The sequence below is a fragment of the Pseudomonas sp. UBA1879 genome, from assembly GCF_002338065.1.
In the GTDB taxonomy this organism is placed as follows: domain Bacteria; phylum Pseudomonadota; class Gammaproteobacteria; order Pseudomonadales; family Pseudomonadaceae; genus Aquipseudomonas.
In genome coordinates this window covers 79,010-97,380 of sequence record NZ_DDHJ01000017.1, presented here as the reverse complement: position 1 = coordinate 97,380, position 18,371 = coordinate 79,010, and the positions used below count along the sequence as shown (strand labels likewise).

Below are 18,371 nucleotides of genomic sequence, written 5' to 3'. Positions count from 1 at the left end.
AGCGTGAAAATCCTTTACGCTGCGATCCCGAGGCCGTACTCAGCGCTCGCATCCTGCAACCACAACCACCAGTAATCAGCGAAGCTGCGGCGAATCAGCAGTTCCCAGGTGTCTTCGCCGGTGCGACGAATCACCAACTGCGACTTGGCGAACACTGTGCCGACGGCCTTGCCGACCGGGAAGTTGCTGGGGTGCACGTCGTAGCTGGTGGACTTCATCAGCACGTCGCGCACGTTCGGGCCGGTCAGTTCCAGGATCGATTGGCCACCAGAGACGTTGACCACTTGAATGTGCAAACCGGCCAGCGCGTCACGCAGCTTCTGTTCAACCGCAAATTCTTCGCCAGTCGGGACGATCAGCAGCCACTCATCAGGACCCATCCATTGAATCGAACTGTCGCCGCTGGACACCAGCGTCAACGCGGCAGGCAGTTCCATGCCCAGCGCTTTGTGGACACCGGCGGCGAACGCAGGATCATGGGCATCGCCACGCAAGGTCAGGTGGCCCAGCAATTTTTTCTCGCGCAGCACCACACCCGGATGGGTGCGGCCCTTGCCGACCAGGCTTTTCAGATCGGCGTGAAACAGCGGCGACTCGGCTTTGGCCTCGGTCGTTGGCCGCTGTTGGTAAACGTTGGCTGTGGTCATAGAGCACCTGTGTTGAATTCTGTTATTTCAGTGAACGCGAACCTTGTAGGAGCGTGGCTTGTCCCGCGATAGCAGTCTGGCAGTCACCGCGATGGCGCCGTATTAATCGCATCGCGGGACAAGCCACGCTCCTACACAGGAAGCAGTGCACTACAGGACAATTACTCCACGTTCTGCCGGTCACCTTTCGGATCGAAGAACACCGACGATACGATTTCCGCCTCGATCACGCTGCCATCCGCTTGCGGCGAGAACACGCGTTCGCCCATGCGTTTCAGACCGCCCTTGACCACGCCCATGGCGAACGAGTAACCCAGCGAGTTCGCCGCGTAGCTCGACGTCACGTGACCGACCATCGTCATCGGGATCGACTGTTTAGGGTCGAACACCAACTGCGCGCCTTCCGGCAGCCACTTGTTCGGATCGATTGGCTTGAGGCCAACCAGTTGCTTACGGTCTTCCCGCACGCAATCTTCGCGGTTCATGCCGCGCTGGCCGATCCACGAGAACGGTTTGGTGCGACCGACACACCAGCCCATGTTCAGGTCGTCCGGGGTCATCGAGCCATCGGTGTCTTGACCGACGATGATGAAGCCCTTCTCGGCCCGCAGTACGTGCATGGTTTCAGTGCCGTACGGGGTCAGGTTGTATTTCTTGCCTGCCTCGGCGATTTTTTCCAGAACGCCCATGGCGTAGTCGGCCTGGATGTTCACTTCGTAGGAAAGCTCACCGGTGAAGGAGATCCGGAACACACGCGCCGGAACGCCACCGACCAGGCCTTCTTTCCAGGTCATGAACGGGAAGGCTTCGCGGCCCAAGTCGATGTCGGTCACTTCACTGAGCAGCTTGCGGCTGTTCGGGCCCGACAGGGTCAGGGTCGCGTAGTGGTCGGTCACGGAAGTGAAGTACACCTTCAGGTCCGGCCATTCGGTCTGCTGATAGATTTCCAGCCATTGCAGAACGCGTGCAGCGCCGCCCGTGGTGGTGGTCATGATGAAATGGTTATCAGCGACACAGGCGGTGACACCGTCGTCGAAGACCATGCCGTCTTCTTTACACATCAGGCCGTAACGCGCCTTGCCTACGTCGAGCTTGGTCCAGGCGTTGGTATAGATGCGGTTGAGGAACTCGCGCGCATCCGGGCCCTGAATGTCGATTTTGCCGAGGGTCGAGGCGTCCAGCAGGCCGACGCTGTCGCGCACGGCTTTGCATTCGCGGCGGACCGCTGCGTGAATGTCTTCACCGGCTTTCGGGAAGTACCACGGACGTTTCCACTGACCGACGTCTTCGAATTCGGCGCCGTTCTTGACGTGCCAGGCGTGCAGCGCGGTGAAGCGCACAGGCTCGAAGATGTGGCCGCAGTGACGACCGGCAATGGCGCCGAAGGTGATCGGCGTGTAGTTCGGGCGGAACATCGTGGTGCCCATCTCGGGAATGCTGACGTTCAGCGAGCGGGCCGCGATGGCCAGACCGTTGACGTTGCCCAGCTTGCCCTGATCGGTACCGAAGCCCAGCGCGGTGTAGCGCTTGACGTGCTCGACCGACTCGAAGCCCTCGCGGGTCGCCAGTTCGATGGCCGCAGCGGTGACGTCGTTTTGCAGATCGACGAATTGCTTCGGCGCACGAGAAGTGCCCTTCTCATGCGGCACCTGGAAGATCGCCAGCGTCGGTTCTTCCACGCGGCTCAGGGCTTTCGGGATCACGCCTTCAACAGGCTGGAAACCCGCTTCGGAGGCTGCGCGTACGCCGCCTTCAAAACCGTCAGCCAATGCATCGCCGAGTGCGTAAACGCCGTTCACGCCACCGACGCAGACGCGTTTCTGTGGTGCTTCGCCGGGCACGAAACCGAGGATGTCTTCACGCCAGACCGGCTTACCACCCAAATGGGAGGCCAAGTGAACGATCGGGCTGTAGCCGCCTGAGCTGGCGATCAAGTCGCAATCGAGCCATTCGCCAGGGCTGGTGACCTTGTGCGCTTTCACGTCAATCGCTGCTACGCGGGCGCCGCTGACGCGTTTGCTGCCACGGGCTTCGATCACTGCGCTGCCGGTCAGGATACGAATGCCTTTGGCCCGCGCTTCTTCAACCAGCGCGCCGCGTGGGTTGTGACGCACATCGGCCACGGCGACCACGTGCAGACCGGCGTCGAGCCAGTCCAGCGCCACGCGGTAGGCGTAATCGTTGTTGGTGGACAGCACGAGTTTCTTGCCCGGCGCCACGCCGTAACGGCGAACGTAAGTCGAGACGGCGCCGGCCAGCATGTTGCCCGGCACGTCGTTGTTGCCGTAGACCAGCGGACGCTCGTGCGTACCGGTTGCCAGCACGACGCGCTTGGCGCGAACGCGATGCAGACGCTGACGCACCTGGCCGATCGGTGCGCGGTCGCCGAGGTGATCGGTCAGACGCTCGTGAATGGTCAGGAAGTTATGGTCGTGGTAGCCGTTCACAGTCGAACGGGGCAGCAGCACGACGTTGGCCAGGCCTTTCAGCTCGGCGACCACTGTCGCAACCCATTCAGCGGCAGGCTTGCCGTCGAGGCTTTCGCGGGTATCCAGCAGGCTGCCGCCGAATTCTTCTTGCTCATCGGCCACGATCACACGGGCGCCGCTGCGCGCAGCGGCCAGTGCCGCCGCCAGACCCGCCGGGCCTGCGCCAACCACCAGCACGTCGGCGTGGTGGTTCATGTTGTCGTAGGTGTCCGGATCGATCTCGGTCGGCGAACGGCCGAGACCCGCTGCCTTACGAATGTATTTCTCGTAGGTCATCCAGAACGATTGCGGATACATGAAGGTTTTGTAGTAGAAGCCCGGAGGCATCAGCTTGCCGCCGACCTTGCCGAGAATCCCCATCATGTCGGTGTTCACGCTCGGCCAGCCGTTGGTGCTGGTAGCGACCAGGCCCGCATACAGCGCCTGTTGCGTGGCGCGCACGTTCGGGATCTGGGTGGCTTCGGTGGCGCCGATCTGCAACACCGCATTCGGCTCTTCGGAGCCGGCTGCGAAGATGCCGCGAGGACGCGAGTACTTGAAGCTGCGGCCAATGATGTCAACGCCGTTGGCCAGCAAGGCTGCCGCCAGGGTGTCGCCTTCGAAGCCTTGGTAGGTCTGGCCGTTGAAGTTGAAGTTCAGGACCTTGCTGCGGTCGATGCGGCCGCCATTGGGCAGACGATGGGTCTGGCTCATGCGTTGTCTCCCTTGCCGACGGCTGGAACCGGGTTCACGAACTGCGGCTTGGTGCCAATCGGGTAGGTCTCGAGAATTTCGTAAGTCACGGTGTCACGCGTGGTGTTGAAGTACTGACGGCAACCGGCGGCATGAATCCACAGCTCGTGGTGCAGGCCACGCGGGTTGTCGCGGAAGAACATGTAGTCGCCCCACTCTTCGTCGGTGCAGGCCGCCGGGTCCAGTGGACGCGCGATGTGAGCCTGACCGGAGACGTGAAACTCCTCTTCGGAGCGCAGTTCGCCACAGTGAGGACAGAAGATGTGCAACATAGGAATTTCTCCTGTTAAAAACCCCGTGAGGACTGCTGCGCTCGGTAATACCGCGTTAAAAATAGGCTCGGAATGCTCATTTAGGAGCCTAAACTCCACTTCCTCGCCTGTTTTTGCCTTGTCTTACCTTCGCTCGCTACGTTCTCACGCGGTTTTGATTAGTGGGCGACGGCCGCAGCGCCGTGTTCGTCAATGAGTGCGCCGTTATGGAAACGGTCGATGGAAAACGGTTTGGCCAGCGGGTGCATTTCGCCCTTCGCCAGGCTTGCCGCAAACACGTTGCCCGAACCCGGCGTCGCCTTGAACCCGCCTGTACCCCAACCGCAGTTGAAGAACATGTTCGGAACCGGCGTCTTCGAGATGATCGGGCAGGCATCCGGCGTGGTGTCGACGATGCCGCCCCATTGACGATTCATGCGCACGCGGGACAGCACCGGGAACATCTCGACGATGGCCTGGATGGTGTGTTCGATCACCGGGTACGAACCGCGCTGGCCATAGCCGACCCAGCTGTCGATACCGGCACCGATCACCAGGTCGCCCTTGTCGGACTGACTGATATAGCCGTGCACGGCGTTGGACATGATCACACTGTCGATGATGGGTTTGATCGGCTCGGACACCAGCGCCTGCAGCGGGTGGGATTCGACCGGGAGGCGGAAGCCGGCGAGCTTGGCCATGTGACCGGAGTTACCGGCGGTCACGACACCGACGCGCTTGGCGCCGATGAAGCCCTTGTTGGTTTCAACGCCAACGCACACGCCGTTTTCCTTGCGGAAACCGGTGACTTCGGTCTGTTGGATCAGGTCCACGCCCAACGCGTCGGCGGCACGGGCAAAGCCCCAGGCCACGGCGTCGTGACGGGCGACACCGCCGCGACGTTGAACGGTCGCGCCGATAATCGGATAACGGGTGTTCCTCGAGCAGTCCAGGTAAGGGATTTCTTCCGCCACCTGTTTGCCGTTCAGCAGTTCCCCGTCCACGCCGTTCAGGCGGTTGGCGCTGACACGACGCTCGGAATCACGCATGTCCTGCAGGGTGTGGCACAGGTTGTACACGCCGCGCTGGGAGAACATGACGTTGTAGTTCAGGTCTTGCGACAGGCCTTCCCACAATTTCATCGCGTGCTCGTACAGGTGGGCGGATTCATCCCACAGGTAGTTGGAGCGCACGATGGTGGTATTGCGCGCGGTGTTACCGCCGCCCAGCCAACCTTTCTCAACGACGGCCACGTTGGTGATGCCGTGTTCTTTGGCCAGGTAGTACGCGGTCGCCAGACCATGACCGCCACCGCCCACGATGACCACGTCATAGACCTTTTTAGGGGTCGGCGTGCGCCACATGCGCTGCCAGTTTTCGTGGTGGCTGAGGGAGTGTTTGAAAAGGCCGAAGCCCGAGTAATGCTGCATGGTGCGACTCCTGACTCAGCGGTAAACCGGGAAATCGGCGCACAGCGCGGCGACTTGACTGGCAACATTGGCCTCGACATCGGCGTCGCCGAGGTTGTCGAGAATGTCGCAGATCCAGCCGGCCAGCGTGACGCATTGGGTAACTTTGAAACCGCGGGTGGTGACGGCCGGGGTGCCGATACGCAGGCCCGAGGTCACGAACGGCGATTGCGGGTCGTTCGGCACGGCGTTCTTGTTCACGGTGATGTGCGAACGGCCCAGCGCGGCGTCAGCTTCTTTACCGGTCAGGCCCTGACGGATCAGGCTGACGAGGAACAGGTGGTTGTCAGTCCCGCCCGACACAACGTCGTAACCGCGATCGATGAACACCTGCGCCATGGCCTGAGCGTTGTCGATCACTTGCTGTTGATACGCCTTGAAGCCGGGCTCCATGGCTTCCTTGAAGCACACAGCCTTGCCCGCGATGACGTGCATCAGCGGGCCGCCCTGAGCGCCAGGGAATACTGCGGCGTTCAGTTTCTTTTCGATTTCTTCGTTGGCCTTGGCCAGAATCAGGCCGCCACGCGGACCGCGCAGGGTCTTGTGGGTGGTGGTGGTGACCACGTCAGCGAATGGAATCGGGTTCGGGTACAGACCGGCGGCGACCAGACCGGCCACATGGGCCATGTCGACGAACAGCAGCGCACCCACTTTGTCAGCGATGGCGCGGAAGCGTGGGAAATCCAGGGTCTTGGAGTACGCCGAGAAGCCAGCAACGATCATCTTTGGCTTGTGTTCAACGGCCAGGCGCTCGACTTCGTCGTAGTCGATCAGGCCGGTGGTGGTGTCGATGCCGTATTGAACAGCGTTGTAGAGCTTGCCCGAAGACGACACTTTGGCGCCGTGGGTCAGGTGACCGCCGTGGGCCAGACTCATGCCCAGAATGGTGTCGCCGGCTTGCAGCAGGGCCAGGTAAACGGCGCTGTTGGCAGACGAACCGGAATGCGGCTGAACGTTGGCGTAATCGGCGCCGAACAGTTGCTTGGCGCGGTCGATGGCCAGTTGCTCGACCTTGTCGACGTGTTCGCAGCCACCGTAGTAACGCTTGCCCGGATAGCCCTCGGCATATTTGTTGGTCAGGCCGCTGCCCTGAGCCTGCATCACGCGCTTGCTGGTGTAGTTCTCCGAGGCGATCAGCTCGATGTGATCTTCCTGACGCTGATCTTCGGCATTCATCGCTGCCAAGAGTGCATCGTCATAACCCTGGATTTGGTCTAGCTTGCTGAACATCGCGGTTCTCCCAGCGGCGGCGCGGCGCCTGAATTGTCGTGTTGGGGCTTTTGGATCACCCCTTGGCAGCGATGGTAGGGCTGACGCAGACAGACCAGATGCCTACGCACGCCACACAAAGGCGCGTTTACGACATGGTTTTGCGGGGAGGGAGGTTTCCGGAGTTTGGCCTGACACCTGTAGGAGCGCGCTTGCCCGCGAAAACGTTGTATCAGGCGGGTTCCACGTTGCTGACACACCGCCGTCGCGGGCAAGCTCGCTCCTACGCTTTGATCGTATTCCAAACAAAAATCCCCAGCTTGGGCCGGGGATTTTGAAGTCGCGAATGTCGCAATCAGACCGATTTCGCAGGGAGTAACCCATCCGCCCGGAACATCCCGCGAATACCGCGCACCGCCTGACGTATCCGGTCCTGGTTTTCGATCAAGGCGAAACGCACGTGATCGTCGCCGTACTCACCAAAACCGACACCCGGCGAAACGCAGACCTTGGCTTCCAGCAGCAGCTTTTTGGCGAATTCCAACGAACCCAGGTGCGCGTAAGCTTCAGGAATCTTGGCCCAGACGTACATCGACGCTTTCGGGTTTTCCACCCTCCAGCCCAGTTCGTGCAGGCCTTTGACCAGCACGTTGCGACGCTGACGGTATTGCTCGGCGATGTCGAGCACGCACTGCTGATCGCCTTCCAGCGCAGCAATCGCCGCGACTTGCAGCGGGGTGAAGGTGCCGTAGTCGTGGTAGCTCTTGATCCGCGCCAAGGCGTTGACCAACTCGGGGTTACCGACCATGAAGCCGATACGCCAGCCTGCCATGTTGTAGCTTTTGGACAGGGTGAAAAACTCTACCGCGATGTCCTTGGCGCCCGGCACTTGCATGATCGACGGGGCTTTCCAGCCGTCGTAAACGATGTCGGCATAAGCCAGATCGTGAACCACCAGTACGTCGTACTGTTTGGCCAGCGCGACCACGCGCTCGAAGAAATCGAGTTCGACGCACTGCGCGGTCGGATTGGAGGGGAAGCCCAGAATCATCATCTTCGGCTTGGGGATCGAGCCACGAATAGCCTTTTCCAGCTCGGCGAAGAAGTCCACGCCCGGTACCAGCGGCACGGAGCGCACTTGGGCGCCAGCGATGACTGCGCCGTAGATGTGAATGGGATAACTGGGGTTCGGCACCAGCACCGTGTCGCCCTGATCGAGGGTGGCGAGCATCAGGTGCGCCAGGCCCTCTTTCGAGCCAATGGTGACGATGGCTTCGCTTTCGGGGTCGATATCGACCTCGTAGCGGGTTTTATACCAACTGGAAATCGCCCGACGCAGACGCGGAATGCCACGCGAAGTCGAGTAGCCGTGAGTGTCTTCACGTTGGGCGACGGTAACCAGTTTTTCGACGATATGCGGCGGCGTTGCCCCATCGGGGTTGCCCATGCTCAGGTCGATGATGTCCTCACCACGACGACGAGCGGCCATTTTCAGCTCGGCAGTGATGTTGAACACGTAAGGGGGGAGTCGATCGATGCGCGCAAAGCGGCGCGGCGAACCAAGGTCGGCCATGGAAACCTCAAGAAAACGTAAGCGCCCGGAACCGTCCGAGCGACGCTGGCCACTGCGGTGGCCTGGTGCGGAAGATAAGGGGCGTGATGGCGGTTTGTCTACAGCGATTTGTGTAAGTGCACCCGCCTCAGGATCACCGCCAACCCCTGTGGGAGCCGGCTTGCTGGCGAATGCGATGCATCAGCCGACATTGATGAACCTGACCCACTGCATTCGCCAGCAAGCCGGCTCCCACAAGGAGATGCGTCAAGCCATCAGGATGCGGCGCAGCGTGAACAACACCACAAAATGCAGCGGATAAATCAGATACGCCCACCGGCGCATCGGCCAGACCCTGAAACCCGGTCGCCACCGCAACAGCGCCAACCCCAGGAACGGACCGACCAGACACGCGATCAACGCGCCAATGGAAATCGGGTCACCCCACAACATCCCGTCAATGATCTTCGGCCACTCGTTGCTCAACAGGCAGACCACGCCCGGCACCACCGCCAGCCACAGCGGCCCGCGCAGCACTAGCAGGAAGGCGGTCGGCAGCAACACCCCATAGGCGCCGAACATCAGTTGCTCGCCGAACGCAACGCCGATGCCCAACGCAACGAAACCCATCAAACGCGCGGTCCACGAGGGGCTCACCACCCCCTGTGCTGCCAGCAATCCCAAAACCAGGGTCGGGAGGACATTCAGCGTGGTGACCTCGCCGGCCATGTACAACCGGTACGGAAACTCCGCCAGCACTGAAAACACCACGAGCCACGCCAGGTATTTCCAGTCCATACGCGTCGGCATCCCTCGCGAGACACTGCGCCTGACATTCACCGCAATGGCCAGACAGAACCCGGCAAACGCCAAGCGTCCCGGCACGTATAACCCGTCGACATGCCAACCGACATAACGCAGGTGATCGAGGACCATGCTCAGCATGGCCAGCCACTTGAGCAGGTCCAATGCCCGGTCGCGCTCCGGGCGCACCGCCGAAAACGTCTCAGTCATCGCGCTTCACTCATCTGATGAATTTTCTGACGCAAGAATGCATGACCGCGGCATTGAATTCTGGTTACAGTCGCAGCCTTCGATTACAGGGAACCGGCCATGTCAGACCAAAGCCAGCAGTTTGCCAGCGACAACTATTCGGGAATCTGCCCGGAAGCGTGGGCGGCCATGGAGCAAGCCAATCACGGCCATCAGCGTGCCTACGGCGACGACCAATGGACAGCACGGGCGGCCGATCAATTCCGCCAGTTGTTCGAAACCGACTGCGAAGTGTTTTTCGCCTTCAATGGCACTGCCGCCAACTCGCTGGCGCTGTCGTCGTTGTGCCAGAGTTATCACAGCGTCATTTGCTCCGAAACCGCCCACGTCGAAACCGACGAATGCGGCGCGCCGGAGTTCTTCTCCAACGGCTCCAAGCTGCTGACCGCCCGTAGCGAGAACGGCAAGCTGACGCCCGCGTCGATTCGCGAAGTCGCGCTCAAGCGGGCTGACATCCACTACCCGAAACCCCGTGTCGTGACGCTGACCCAGGCCACCGAAGTCGGCAGCGTCTACCTGCCGGAAGAGCTCAAGGCCATCAGCGACACCTGTAAAGAACTGGGCCTGAATCTGCACATGGACGGTGCGCGCTTCGCCAACGCCTGTGCGCACCTGGGCTGCACACCTGCCGAGTTGACTTGGAAATCCGGCGTCGACGTGTTGTGCTTCGGCGGCACCAAAAACGGCATGGCAGTGGGTGAGGCAATTCTGTTCTTCAACCACAAACTGGCTGAAGACTTCGACTATCGCTGCAAACAGGCCGGGCAACTGGCGTCGAAAATGCGCTTCCTGTCAGCGCCGTGGGTCGGGCTGTTGGAAAACGACGCGTGGCTCAAGCACGCACGCCACGCCAACGCCTGCGCGCAACTGCTCGCTGAGCTGGTCAAGGACATCCCGGGCGTCGAGCTGATGTTCCCGGTACAGGCCAACGGGGTGTTTCTGCAGTTGTCCGAGTCGGCCATCGCGGCCCTGACTGCCAAGGGCTGGCGCTTTTACACCTTCATCGGCAGCGGCGGCGCGCGTTTCATGTGTTCGTGGGACACCGAAGAAGCCCGCGTTCGCGAGCTGGCGGCAGATATCCGTTTGGTGATGGGCGCCTAAACGCTGGCCGGCCACGATTGATCGAAGGACTTGGACGTTTCATACGCCCTCCTTCGGTCCGTTTCAGTACAGCGCGCAGTAGAAGTGGGGTCACCACGGAACCCGCCCCACCCTTTCTCTTCTAAGCTTTCGGCACGACGTCAGCGCTTTGTGCCGCAGGCTTTTCGCGGCTCGCTGCCCCCTCTCGATTCAGGAGTTTCACCCATGTCGTTGCGATCCCTCGCATTGTTGTCGTTCTGCGTGCTGCTGGCCGCATGCAGCAAGGTCACGCTGGAAAATTACTCGAAACTCTCGGCCGGCATGTCCAAGGTTCAAGTTGAACAATTACTCGGGGCCCCGACGCAATGCTCAGGTGCGCTGGGTATGTCGAGCTGCACGTGGGGTGATCAAAAAGCCTTCATCAGCGTTCAATACGCCGCCGACAAAGTCGTGCTGTATTCGAACCAGGGGCTCAAATGAACGTAAACCACTGGAAGCGTCTGGCAACGGTCACACTGGCGACGTTTTGGCTGGGCGCCTGCGCCGTCACCCCTGAAACCGAATCCATGGCCCCGCGCACTGCCGAGCACGTCAACCTGAAACGCTATCAGGGCACGTGGTACGAACTGGCGCGGATGCCGATGTTCTTTCAGCGCAACTGCGCGCAATCCGAAGCCCATTACACGCTCAAGGATGACGGCAACATCGGCGTGATCAACCGCTGTCGCACGCTGGAAGGCAAGTGGGAAGAAGCGACCGGTACGGCATCGCCGCAGGTTGAAGGCAAGACCGACAAGCTGTGGGTGGTGTTCGACAACTGGTTCTCACGCCTGACACCGGGCGTGGCCAAAGGCGATTACTGGGTGCTGTACGTCAGCGACGGCTACAAACTCGCGCTGGTCGGCAACCCGAATCGCAAATACCTGTGGCTGTTGTCACGCACGGCCCATGTGTCGGAGTCCGTGAAGAACGAGCTGCTGATGAAAGCGCAGCAGCAGGGATATGACACGACCAAGCTGATCTGGCGGATCGAGGATTCGAAGCTGGCGAAAACCGCCAACTGACCCCCCGATTCGACTGACGTACGCACTCCTCCTATGAGAGCGGGACGCAGCTCAACGTCGGATACACCCGCAACATTTGTAGGAGTGAGCTTGCTCGCGATAGCCATTCTCCAGACAACATATCGTCGACTGGATCATGGCCATCGCGAGCAAGCTCACTCCTACAGTGGGGTGCTCACCCGTGTCTCGGGGTGATCATCCCAACAAGTCCCTCAATACCTGCGCAAACGCCCGGCGGCTGTCTTCTTCATCCGCATGCCGTCCGTCGCGAATCACCCAGAGGATTCGAAGCTGGCGAAAACCGCCAACTGACCCCCGATTCGACTGACGTACGCACTCCTCCTATGAGAGCGGGACGCAGCTCAGCGTCGGATACACCCGCAACATTTGTAGGAGTGAGCTTGCTCGCGATAGCCATTTTCCAGACAACACATCATCGACTGAATCATGGCCATCGCGAGCAAGCTCACTCCTACAGCGGGGTGCTCACCCGAGTCTCGGGGTGATCATCCCAACAAGTCCCTCAATACCTGCGCAAACGCCCGGCGGCTGTCTTCTTCATCCGCATGCCGTCCGTCGCGAATCACCCATTGGCCGTTCACCATCACGTCGCGGATCTGCCGGTCGCTCCCCGCGAACAGCCATCGGTTGAGGATTGCGTCACCTGACGCTGTGGCCAGATAGGGATCGTTGCCATCGAGAACCAGCCAGTCGGCGCGCTTGCCGACTTCCAGCGCACCGATCGGCTGTCCCATCGCCTGGGCGCCGCCCACCAGCGCCGCGTCGTACAGCGTTCGGCCGACCATCGGCTGATCCGAGCGGTATAAGCGGTTACGCCGCTGATCGCGCAGACGCTGGCCGTATTCCAGCCACCGCAGCTCTTCGACGACGCTCAGCGAGACATGGCTGTCCGAGCCGATCCCCCAACGCCCGCCCTGCGCGATGTAGTCCACGGCCGGAAAAATGCCGTCGCCGAGGTTCGCTTCGGTGGTCAGGCACAGCCCCGCGATGGCGCGACTTTTGGCCATCGACGTCACCTCATCAGCCTCGGCATGCGTGGCGTGGACCAGGCACCAGCGCTGATCGACGTCAACGTTTTCATACAGCCATTGCAGCGGACGACGGCCGCTCCAGGCGAGGCAGTCATCGACTTCTTTCTGTTGTTCGGCGATGTGGATGTGGACGGGGCACTTTTTGTCGCTGGCCGCCAACACGTCGCTGATTTGCTGGGGCGTCACAGCCCGCAACGAGTGGAAGCACACACCCAACGCCTGGGCGGGTTGTGCGCTGATCATGGGTTTCAGGCGAGATTGCAGCTCAAGGTAGCTGTCGGTGCTGTTGATGAAACGACGCTGTCCATCATTGGGCGTCAAACCGCCGAAGCCCGAGTGGGTGTACAGCACAGGCAGCACGGTCATGCCGATGCCAACCGACGCGGCCGCCTGGCTGACCTGCAACGCCAGCTCAGCAGGATTGGCGTAAGGTTTGCCTGTCGGGTCATGGTGCACGTAGTGAAATTCGGCGACCGAGGTAAAGCCGCCCTTGAGCATCTCGATGTACAGTTGCCGAGCGATGACGCCCAAGTGCTGCGGGCTGATCTGACCAACGAGGCGATACATCAGATCGCGCCAGGTCCAGAAACTGTCGTTGGGATTGCCCGCCACTTCGGCCAGACCGGCCATCGCACGCTGAAATGCATGAGAGTGCAGGTTGGGCATGCCGGGCACCACCGGGCCGCTGATCAGCTCAGCGCCCTGACGATCGGCGTCGGCCTGAACACGGGTCAGCATCCCATCGGCACCGACCTCAAAACGCACGTTATCGGCCCAACCTGCGGGCAATAATGCGCGTTCGGCAAAGAAAACGGACATCGCTTCGCACCCCTTGTGTGAAATTGTCTATACATATACAGACGTTTGCCTGCCCGGTAAACTGCGGCAAGCTTGTCGGCACTCGCGTTAATGGTTAGCGTGGGCACTGTTTATAGCTTCTTCACCCACTGTTTTGTCGCTAACAAGGATTCTTCTGTGCCGACTCCGCCTGCCAATTCGCCGCTGGCCGCCCAGATGGGTGACAGTCCGGCGCCGCTTTATGCCCGGGTGAAGCACATGATCACCCAGCAAATCCAGAATGGAACCTGGCCGCCGCATCACCGCGTGCCGTCCGAAAGCGAGCTGGTGACCCAACTGGGCTTCAGCCGCATGACCATCAACCGCGCCCTGCGCGAAATGACCGCCGAAGGCATGTTGGTGCGCATGCAGGGCGTCGGCACCTTCGTCGCTGAACCCAAGACGCAATCCGCGCTGTTCGAAGTGCACAATATCGCCGACGAAATCGCCGCGCGCGGCCACACCCACACCTGCCAAGTCATCATCCTCTGCGAAGAAGCGGCCGGTTCCGAGCGCGCCTTGGCCCTGGACATGCGCGAAGGCCAGCGAGTGTTCCATTCCCTGATCGTGCATTTCGAAAACGACATTCCCGTGCAAATCGAGGACCGTTTCGTCAACGCGGCGGTGGCGCCCGAGTATTTGCATCAGGATTTCACCAAACAGACGCCTTACGCGTATCTCAACCAAGTCGCGCCGCTTACTGAGGGCGAGCATGTGGTCGAGGCCATTCTGGCGGACCCGGACGAGTGCAAGCTGCTGCAAATCGAAAAAGGCGAGCCATGCCTGCTGGTGCGCCGCCGGACCTGGTCGGGCCGCCAACCGGTGACGGCTGCCCGCCTGATCCACCCTGGTTCGCGCCACCGCCTGGAAGGACGTTTCACCAAATGACTCGACTGACGGTTTTGCGTGCAGCGGATTACCCGCGCATGCCCTGGAAAAACGGCGGCGGCAGCACCGAGGAGATCACCCGCGATTCAGGCGAAGGGCTCGACGGATTCGGTTGGCGCCTGTCAATTGCTGACATCGGCGAGTCGGGTGGCTTTTCGGTGTTCGCCGGTTACCTGCGCATCATCACCGTACTGCAAGGCGCTGGCATGACGTTGAACATCGATGGCAAGGACAGTGAAGCGTTGCTGCCATCGGATCCGTTCGCCTTCAGCGGGGACAGCCAGGTGACGTGCACCCTGTTGGACGGCCCGATTCGCGACTTCAATCTGATCTACGCGCCCACCCGTTATCGCGCACGCCTGCAATGGATCGACGTGCTGCAACCTCAACGCTTCTTCAGTTCGGCGAATGTGTTTGTGGTGTTCAGCGCAGCCGAGCAGATGGCGGCCAACGTGGGCGAGCATCCGCCGCAGTTGCTGGGAAGGCACGACTGCCTGCAACTGGAGAATGCCGAAGGTGCGTTGGTGGAAGTGGTGCTGTACGCGCCGAGCGCGAGCCGAGTGTGCATCATCGAACTCACCACCGCTTAAGTCTGAACGCTACGCACCTGTGGGAGCCAGCAACCCGGCTCCCACAGAAGCGGCGACATCTATCCCCACACAAGGACCCGCATGACATCGCTCAGCCCCCAAAAAGAAACCCCACGCGCCCTCGCGATGCTCGCCAGTTTCCTGGCCTCGGAATCCGCAGGCGGGATCGTGCTGATGGGCGCTGCCCTTGCGGCGATCATCGTCGCCAATTCGCCCGTGGCCCCGTTCTACTTCGCGACGCTGCACAGCGTCTGGGGCGGGCTGTCGGTGGAGTTGTGGATCAACGACGGTCTGATGGCGATTTTCTTTCTGATGGTCGGACTGGAAATCAAACGCGAGGTACTGGCGGGCGGACTTGCTACGTGGGGTCAGCGCGCCCTCCCCGGTTTTGCAGCGGCCGGCGGGATGCTGGTGCCGGCGCTGATTTACGTCGGGATCAATCTGGGTAACGCTGAAACCCTCAGCGGCTGGGCAATTCCCGCCGCCACCGACATCGCCTTCGCGTTGGGCGTGTTGTCGTTGCTGGGCAAACGCGTGCCCACGTCGCTGAAAGTCTTTCTTGCCGCGCTGGCAATCCTCGACGACCTGGGCGCGGTGACCATCATCGCGGTGTTCTACAGCAGCGGGCTGAATCTGCCGATGCTCGGCGCGTCATTCGCCACGCTGGCGGTGTTGGTCGTCATGAACCGGATGGGCGTGCAGCGCTTGTTGCCGTATCTGCTGCTGGGGCTGTTGCTGTGGTTTTTCGTGCTGCAATCAGGGGTGCACGCGACGCTGGCCGGTGTGGCGCTGGCGTTGTGCATTCCGTTGGGCACGCGGCAGGAGGAGGCTCGCTCGCCCCTGTTGTTCCTTGAAGAAAAGATGCACTACTGGGTGGCGTTCGCGGTCGTGCCGGTATTCGGATTCGCCAACGCCGGGGTCTCGCTGGCAGGTATCAGCCCTGGCAATCTTGTAGACCCCGTTCCCCTCGGCGTCGCGCTCGGGCTGCTGGTGGGCAAACAGGTTGGCGTGTTTCTCGCCGCGGTGCTGGCGATTCGCTCGGGGCTGGCGACGCTTCCCGAAGGCAGCAACTGGGTGCAGCTGTACGGCGTTGCCCTGTTATGCGGCATCGGTTTCACGATGAGCCTGTTCATCGGCAACCTGGCTTTCCCCGGCGCGCCGCACCTGATTGATGAGGTCAAAATCGGCGTGTTGATGGGCTCCATTCTGTCAGCGTTGGCGGGCGTCATGCTGTTGCGCAGTCGGCTTGCGCAACGTTGATCCGCTGCCCAGAAAAAAATTATCAAACCACTGCATCCAGATGCGTCCCTGGCGGGTAGTACAGACAGCAGCCCTTCGCTGCCCACTGGAATACCCTCAGGAGACACTGCGATGAATGCTAAACATTACTTCCGCCTGGCAGCCGGCACTCTGGCCCTGACGTGTGCGTCTTCGGTTTTCGCGCAAGCGGACCTCCCGGAAAGCATCAAGGTCCCCGCAGGACACACAATCAGCCTGGAAACCACCGGCGTCGGCGAAATCACTTACGAGTGCAAAGCCAAAGCCGACAACCCCAACGAACTCGCCTGGACGTTCGTGGGCCCCAAGGCCGTGCTCAATGATCGCAGCGGCAAGCAAGTGGGCACCTACTTCGGCCCACCGGCGACGTGGGAAGCCAAAGACGGCTCGAAAATCACCGGCACTCAGCTGGCGATCGCGCCATCGGGCGAGGGCAATTTGCCGTATCAACTGGTCAAGGCCAATCCCGCCGAAGGCAAAGGCGCAATGCACGGCGTCACCTACATTCAGCGGGTTGCACTCAAAGGCGGCGTAGCGCCATCGACAACATGCTCCTCCACTAACAAAGGTGCGAAAGAGCTGGTGAAGTATCAGGCGGACTACATTTTCTGGGCCAGTAACTGACACCCACAATGCCAGTGTCTTGCGTGGGAAACAGGCTATGCTCCTGCGCAAGCATCCTGCGAAGATTTACGCAGGCGCATCCCTTGATGGCTGATCAATTTGTCCGCACCTCAAACACCCTTTGACTACGAAGCAGCGCTGCAGGCATGCGCACGCGGTGAACGCCTGGCGCTGCAACGTCTTTATGAGCAGGAATCCCCTCGTCTGCTGGGTGTGGTGCACCGCATCGTGGCCGATCGCGCGCGTGCCGAGGATATCGTGCACGACGCCTTCATCAAGATATGGAACGGCGCTGCGAGTTTCGATGCCCGTCGTGGCAGCGCTCGCGGATGGATGTTCACCGTGGCGCGGCACCTGGCGCTCAACAGTGTGCGCAACATCGCCCGGGAAGTGCCCATGAATGATCGCGATGACCAGCACGCGGAGGTTCAAACGACTTTGGAAGGCTGGCAGGACGTGGGCGATGCCTTCGACTGGCGCGTCAATCCGAGCCGCATCCATGGCTGTCTCGAGCAACTGGAGCCGGTGCGTCGCAACTGTATTTTTCATGCCTATGTCGACGGCTATTCTCATCAGCAGATCGCACAGAAACTCGGCGCGCCATTGGGCACGGTGAAAGCCTGGATCAAGCGCAGCCTGGCCTCGTTGCGGGAGTGCATCGGATGAACGACACACCAGGCATGCCGCCTGACGACGATATTCAGTCGCTGGCGGGTGAATATGTACTTGGCACGCTCTCCGCCGAGCAACGCGCCGACGTTCAAGCGCGGCTCGAACACGACGCGGCGTTGCGCAAGGCTGTCGATGAATGGGAAAACCGTTTGCTCGCGCTGACCGATCTGGCGGAGCCGAAAGCGCCGCCCGCTTCGCTCTGGAATCGGATCGAGCATACCCTCGACGCGCTGTCGGCAGCGCCAAGGGCGCACGCGTCAGCACATGTCGATCGGGTCACGCGCTGGTGGGACAGCCTTGACCTGTGGCGCGGCATTGCCGGTGTCGGGGTGGCAGCCTCTGTGGCGCTGGCGGCTGTGCTGATCACCCAACTCGCTGCCAAACCGGTGCCTTCGTATCTGGTGGTGCTCGTCGCGCCGCAAGACAAGGCGCCAGGCTGGGTGATTCAAGCCAACGACGCGCGCGATATTCAGCTGATCCCTCTGGGCGAAACATCGATACCCGAAGACAAGGCGCTGCAGTTTTGGACCAAGGCCGACGACTGGCAGGGCCCCGTTTCGCTGGGGTTGGTCAAACCCGGTCAAGTGCTGAGCGTACCGCTGGACAGCTTGCCGCCCCTGCAGCCCAACCAACTGTTCGAGTTGACGCTTGAGAAATCCACAGGCTCGCCGATCAACAAACCCACGGGACCGATCCAATTCATCGGGCGGGCCGTCAAGGTGATCTGAACGATCGCCCGAATACCGCGATAAGGGAGCGCGGACTGACTTTTAAAAAATCGGCTCCCGTGCGTCGTAACAGTGTATTTCGGGAAGCCATCGGCGGTTATTCTCATCAGCACATCGCACACGCATCTGGTGCGCCGTCGGGCACGGTGAACGCCT

17 protein-coding genes are annotated in these 18,371 nt (G+C 61.0%); 9 read left to right on the top strand and 8 right to left on the bottom strand.

Features of this window, described 5'->3' with window-relative positions:
• Window positions 1-14 precede the first annotated feature (14 nt).
• The 7 genes from B3N48_RS19755 to B3N48_RS19725 all read right to left on the bottom strand — a co-directional run bounded on the left by B3N48_RS19755 (window position 15) and on the right by B3N48_RS19725 (window position 9,363).
• Window positions 15-647, bottom strand: coding sequence for a sarcosine oxidase subunit gamma (locus tag B3N48_RS19755; RefSeq protein WP_296186665.1), 633 nt, complete (start codon window positions 645-647; stop codon window positions 15-17).
• Window positions 648-808: 161 nt separating this feature from the next.
• On the bottom strand, window positions 809-3,829 hold the full coding sequence (locus B3N48_RS19750; RefSeq protein WP_296186663.1) for a sarcosine oxidase subunit alpha: 3,021 nt from the start codon (window positions 3,827-3,829) through the stop codon (window positions 809-811).
• A complete protein-coding gene (locus B3N48_RS19745) occupies window positions 3,826-4,140 on the bottom strand; it encodes a sarcosine oxidase subunit delta (protein WP_296186661.1) in 315 nt (104 codons plus the stop codon). Before B3N48_RS19745 ends, B3N48_RS19750 begins: the two co-directional genes overlap by 4 nt.
• Before the next feature lie 158 nt (window positions 4,141-4,298).
• A complete protein-coding gene (locus B3N48_RS19740; protein WP_296186658.1) occupies window positions 4,299-5,549 on the bottom strand; it encodes a sarcosine oxidase subunit beta family protein in 1,251 nt (416 codons plus the stop codon).
• Window positions 5,550-5,564: 15 nt separating this feature from the next.
• Window positions 5,565-6,818, bottom strand: coding sequence for a serine hydroxymethyltransferase (gene glyA / locus B3N48_RS19735; RefSeq protein WP_296186657.1), 1,254 nt, complete (start codon window positions 6,816-6,818; stop codon window positions 5,565-5,567).
• Window positions 6,819-7,152: 334 nt separating this feature from the next.
• Complete coding sequence (gene alaC, locus B3N48_RS19730) at window positions 7,153-8,370, bottom strand: alanine transaminase (RefSeq protein ID WP_296186655.1); 1,218 nt, start codon at window positions 8,368-8,370, stop codon at window positions 7,153-7,155.
• Between the two features lie 246 nt (window positions 8,371-8,616).
• Window positions 8,617-9,363, bottom strand: coding sequence for a TraX family protein (locus B3N48_RS19725; RefSeq protein WP_296186653.1), 747 nt, complete (start codon window positions 9,361-9,363; stop codon window positions 8,617-8,619).
• A gap of 99 nt (window positions 9,364-9,462) precedes the next feature.
• On the opposite strand from B3N48_RS19725, the gene B3N48_RS19720 reads away from it, so the two are divergent.
• From B3N48_RS19720 to B3N48_RS19710, 3 genes are all read left to right on the top strand, one after another.
• The gene (locus B3N48_RS19720) at window positions 9,463-10,503 is read left to right on the top strand and encodes a threonine aldolase family protein (RefSeq protein ID WP_296186650.1); all 1,041 of its coding nucleotides are present in this window, start codon (window positions 9,463-9,465) and stop codon (window positions 10,501-10,503) included.
• 204 nt (window positions 10,504-10,707) lie between these two features.
• A complete protein-coding gene (locus B3N48_RS19715; RefSeq protein WP_296186648.1) occupies window positions 10,708-10,962 on the top strand; it encodes a hypothetical protein in 255 nt (84 codons plus the stop codon).
• Window positions 10,959-11,546, top strand: a complete 588-nt coding sequence (locus tag B3N48_RS19710) for a lipocalin family protein (RefSeq protein ID WP_296186646.1) — start codon at window positions 10,959-10,961, stop codon at window positions 11,544-11,546. Before B3N48_RS19715 ends, B3N48_RS19710 begins: the two co-directional genes overlap by 4 nt.
• A gap of 506 nt (window positions 11,547-12,052) precedes the next feature.
• Here the strand turns inward: B3N48_RS19710 and B3N48_RS19705 are convergent.
• Window positions 12,053-13,417, bottom strand: coding sequence for a formimidoylglutamate deiminase (locus tag B3N48_RS19705; RefSeq protein ID WP_296186644.1), 1,365 nt, complete (start codon window positions 13,415-13,417; stop codon window positions 12,053-12,055).
• Window positions 13,418-13,612: 195 nt separating this feature from the next.
• Between B3N48_RS19705 and hutC the strand changes: the two genes are divergently transcribed.
• The 6 genes from hutC (at window position 13,613) to B3N48_RS19675 (ending at window position 18,215) form a co-directional block, all read left to right on the top strand.
• The gene (gene hutC, locus B3N48_RS19700; RefSeq protein WP_296186821.1) at window positions 13,613-14,323 is read left to right on the top strand and encodes a histidine utilization repressor; all 711 of its coding nucleotides are present in this window, start codon (window positions 13,613-13,615) and stop codon (window positions 14,321-14,323) included.
• A complete protein-coding gene (locus B3N48_RS19695; RefSeq protein WP_296186642.1) occupies window positions 14,320-14,913 on the top strand; it encodes a HutD family protein in 594 nt (197 codons plus the stop codon). Before hutC ends, B3N48_RS19695 begins: the two co-directional genes overlap by 4 nt.
• Before the next feature lie 81 nt (window positions 14,914-14,994).
• Window positions 14,995-16,173, top strand: a complete 1,179-nt coding sequence (gene nhaA, locus B3N48_RS19690) for a Na+/H+ antiporter NhaA (protein WP_296186640.1) — start codon at window positions 14,995-14,997, stop codon at window positions 16,171-16,173.
• Between the two features lie 111 nt (window positions 16,174-16,284).
• Window positions 16,285-16,815 (top strand): DUF3455 domain-containing protein, encoded by a 531-nt coding sequence (locus tag B3N48_RS19685; RefSeq protein ID WP_296186638.1) that lies wholly within the window; start codon window positions 16,285-16,287, stop codon window positions 16,813-16,815.
• A gap of 99 nt (window positions 16,816-16,914) precedes the next feature.
• Window positions 16,915-17,481 (top strand): sigma-70 family RNA polymerase sigma factor, encoded by a 567-nt coding sequence (locus tag B3N48_RS19680; protein WP_296186637.1) that lies wholly within the window; start codon window positions 16,915-16,917, stop codon window positions 17,479-17,481.
• The gene (locus B3N48_RS19675) at window positions 17,478-18,215 is read left to right on the top strand and encodes an anti-sigma factor (protein ID WP_349677030.1); all 738 of its coding nucleotides are present in this window, start codon (window positions 17,478-17,480) and stop codon (window positions 18,213-18,215) included. Before B3N48_RS19680 ends, B3N48_RS19675 begins: the two co-directional genes overlap by 4 nt.
• Window positions 18,216-18,371 lie beyond the last annotated feature (156 nt).

Bases quoted from the DNA above. Each gene is read 5' to 3' on its own strand.
- B3N48_RS19755 (WP_296186665.1), bottom strand. From the start codon at position 647: ATGACCACAGCCAACGTTTACCAACAGCGGCCAACGACCGAGGCCAAA.
- B3N48_RS19750 (WP_296186663.1), bottom strand. From the start codon at position 3,829: ATGAGCCAGACCCATCGTCTGCCCAATGGCGGCCGCATCGACCGCAGC.
- B3N48_RS19745 (WP_296186661.1), bottom strand. From the start codon at position 4,140: ATGTTGCACATCTTCTGTCCTCACTGTGGCGAACTGCGCTCCGAAGAG.
- B3N48_RS19740 (WP_296186658.1), bottom strand. From the start codon at position 5,549: ATGCAGCATTACTCGGGCTTCGGCCTTTTCAAACACTCCCTCAGCCAC.
- glyA (WP_296186657.1), bottom strand. From the start codon at position 6,818: ATGTTCAGCAAGCTAGACCAAATCCAGGGTTATGACGATGCACTCTTG.
- alaC (WP_296186655.1), bottom strand. From the start codon at position 8,370: ATGGCCGACCTTGGTTCGCCGCGCCGCTTTGCGCGCATCGATCGACTC.
- B3N48_RS19725 (WP_296186653.1), bottom strand. From the start codon at position 9,363: ATGACTGAGACGTTTTCGGCGGTGCGCCCGGAGCGCGACCGGGCATTG.
- B3N48_RS19720 (WP_296186650.1), top strand. From the start codon at position 9,463: ATGTCAGACCAAAGCCAGCAGTTTGCCAGCGACAACTATTCGGGAATC.
- B3N48_RS19715 (WP_296186648.1), top strand. From the start codon at position 10,708: ATGTCGTTGCGATCCCTCGCATTGTTGTCGTTCTGCGTGCTGCTGGCC.
- B3N48_RS19710 (WP_296186646.1), top strand. From the start codon at position 10,959: ATGAACGTAAACCACTGGAAGCGTCTGGCAACGGTCACACTGGCGACG.
- B3N48_RS19705 (WP_296186644.1), bottom strand. From the start codon at position 13,417: ATGTCCGTTTTCTTTGCCGAACGCGCATTATTGCCCGCAGGTTGGGCC.
- hutC (WP_296186821.1), top strand. From the start codon at position 13,613: ATGGGTGACAGTCCGGCGCCGCTTTATGCCCGGGTGAAGCACATGATC.
- B3N48_RS19695 (WP_296186642.1), top strand. From the start codon at position 14,320: ATGACTCGACTGACGGTTTTGCGTGCAGCGGATTACCCGCGCATGCCC.
- nhaA (WP_296186640.1), top strand. From the start codon at position 14,995: ATGACATCGCTCAGCCCCCAAAAAGAAACCCCACGCGCCCTCGCGATG.
- B3N48_RS19685 (WP_296186638.1), top strand. From the start codon at position 16,285: ATGAATGCTAAACATTACTTCCGCCTGGCAGCCGGCACTCTGGCCCTG.
- B3N48_RS19675 (WP_349677030.1), top strand. From the start codon at position 17,478: ATGAACGACACACCAGGCATGCCGCCTGACGACGATATTCAGTCGCTG.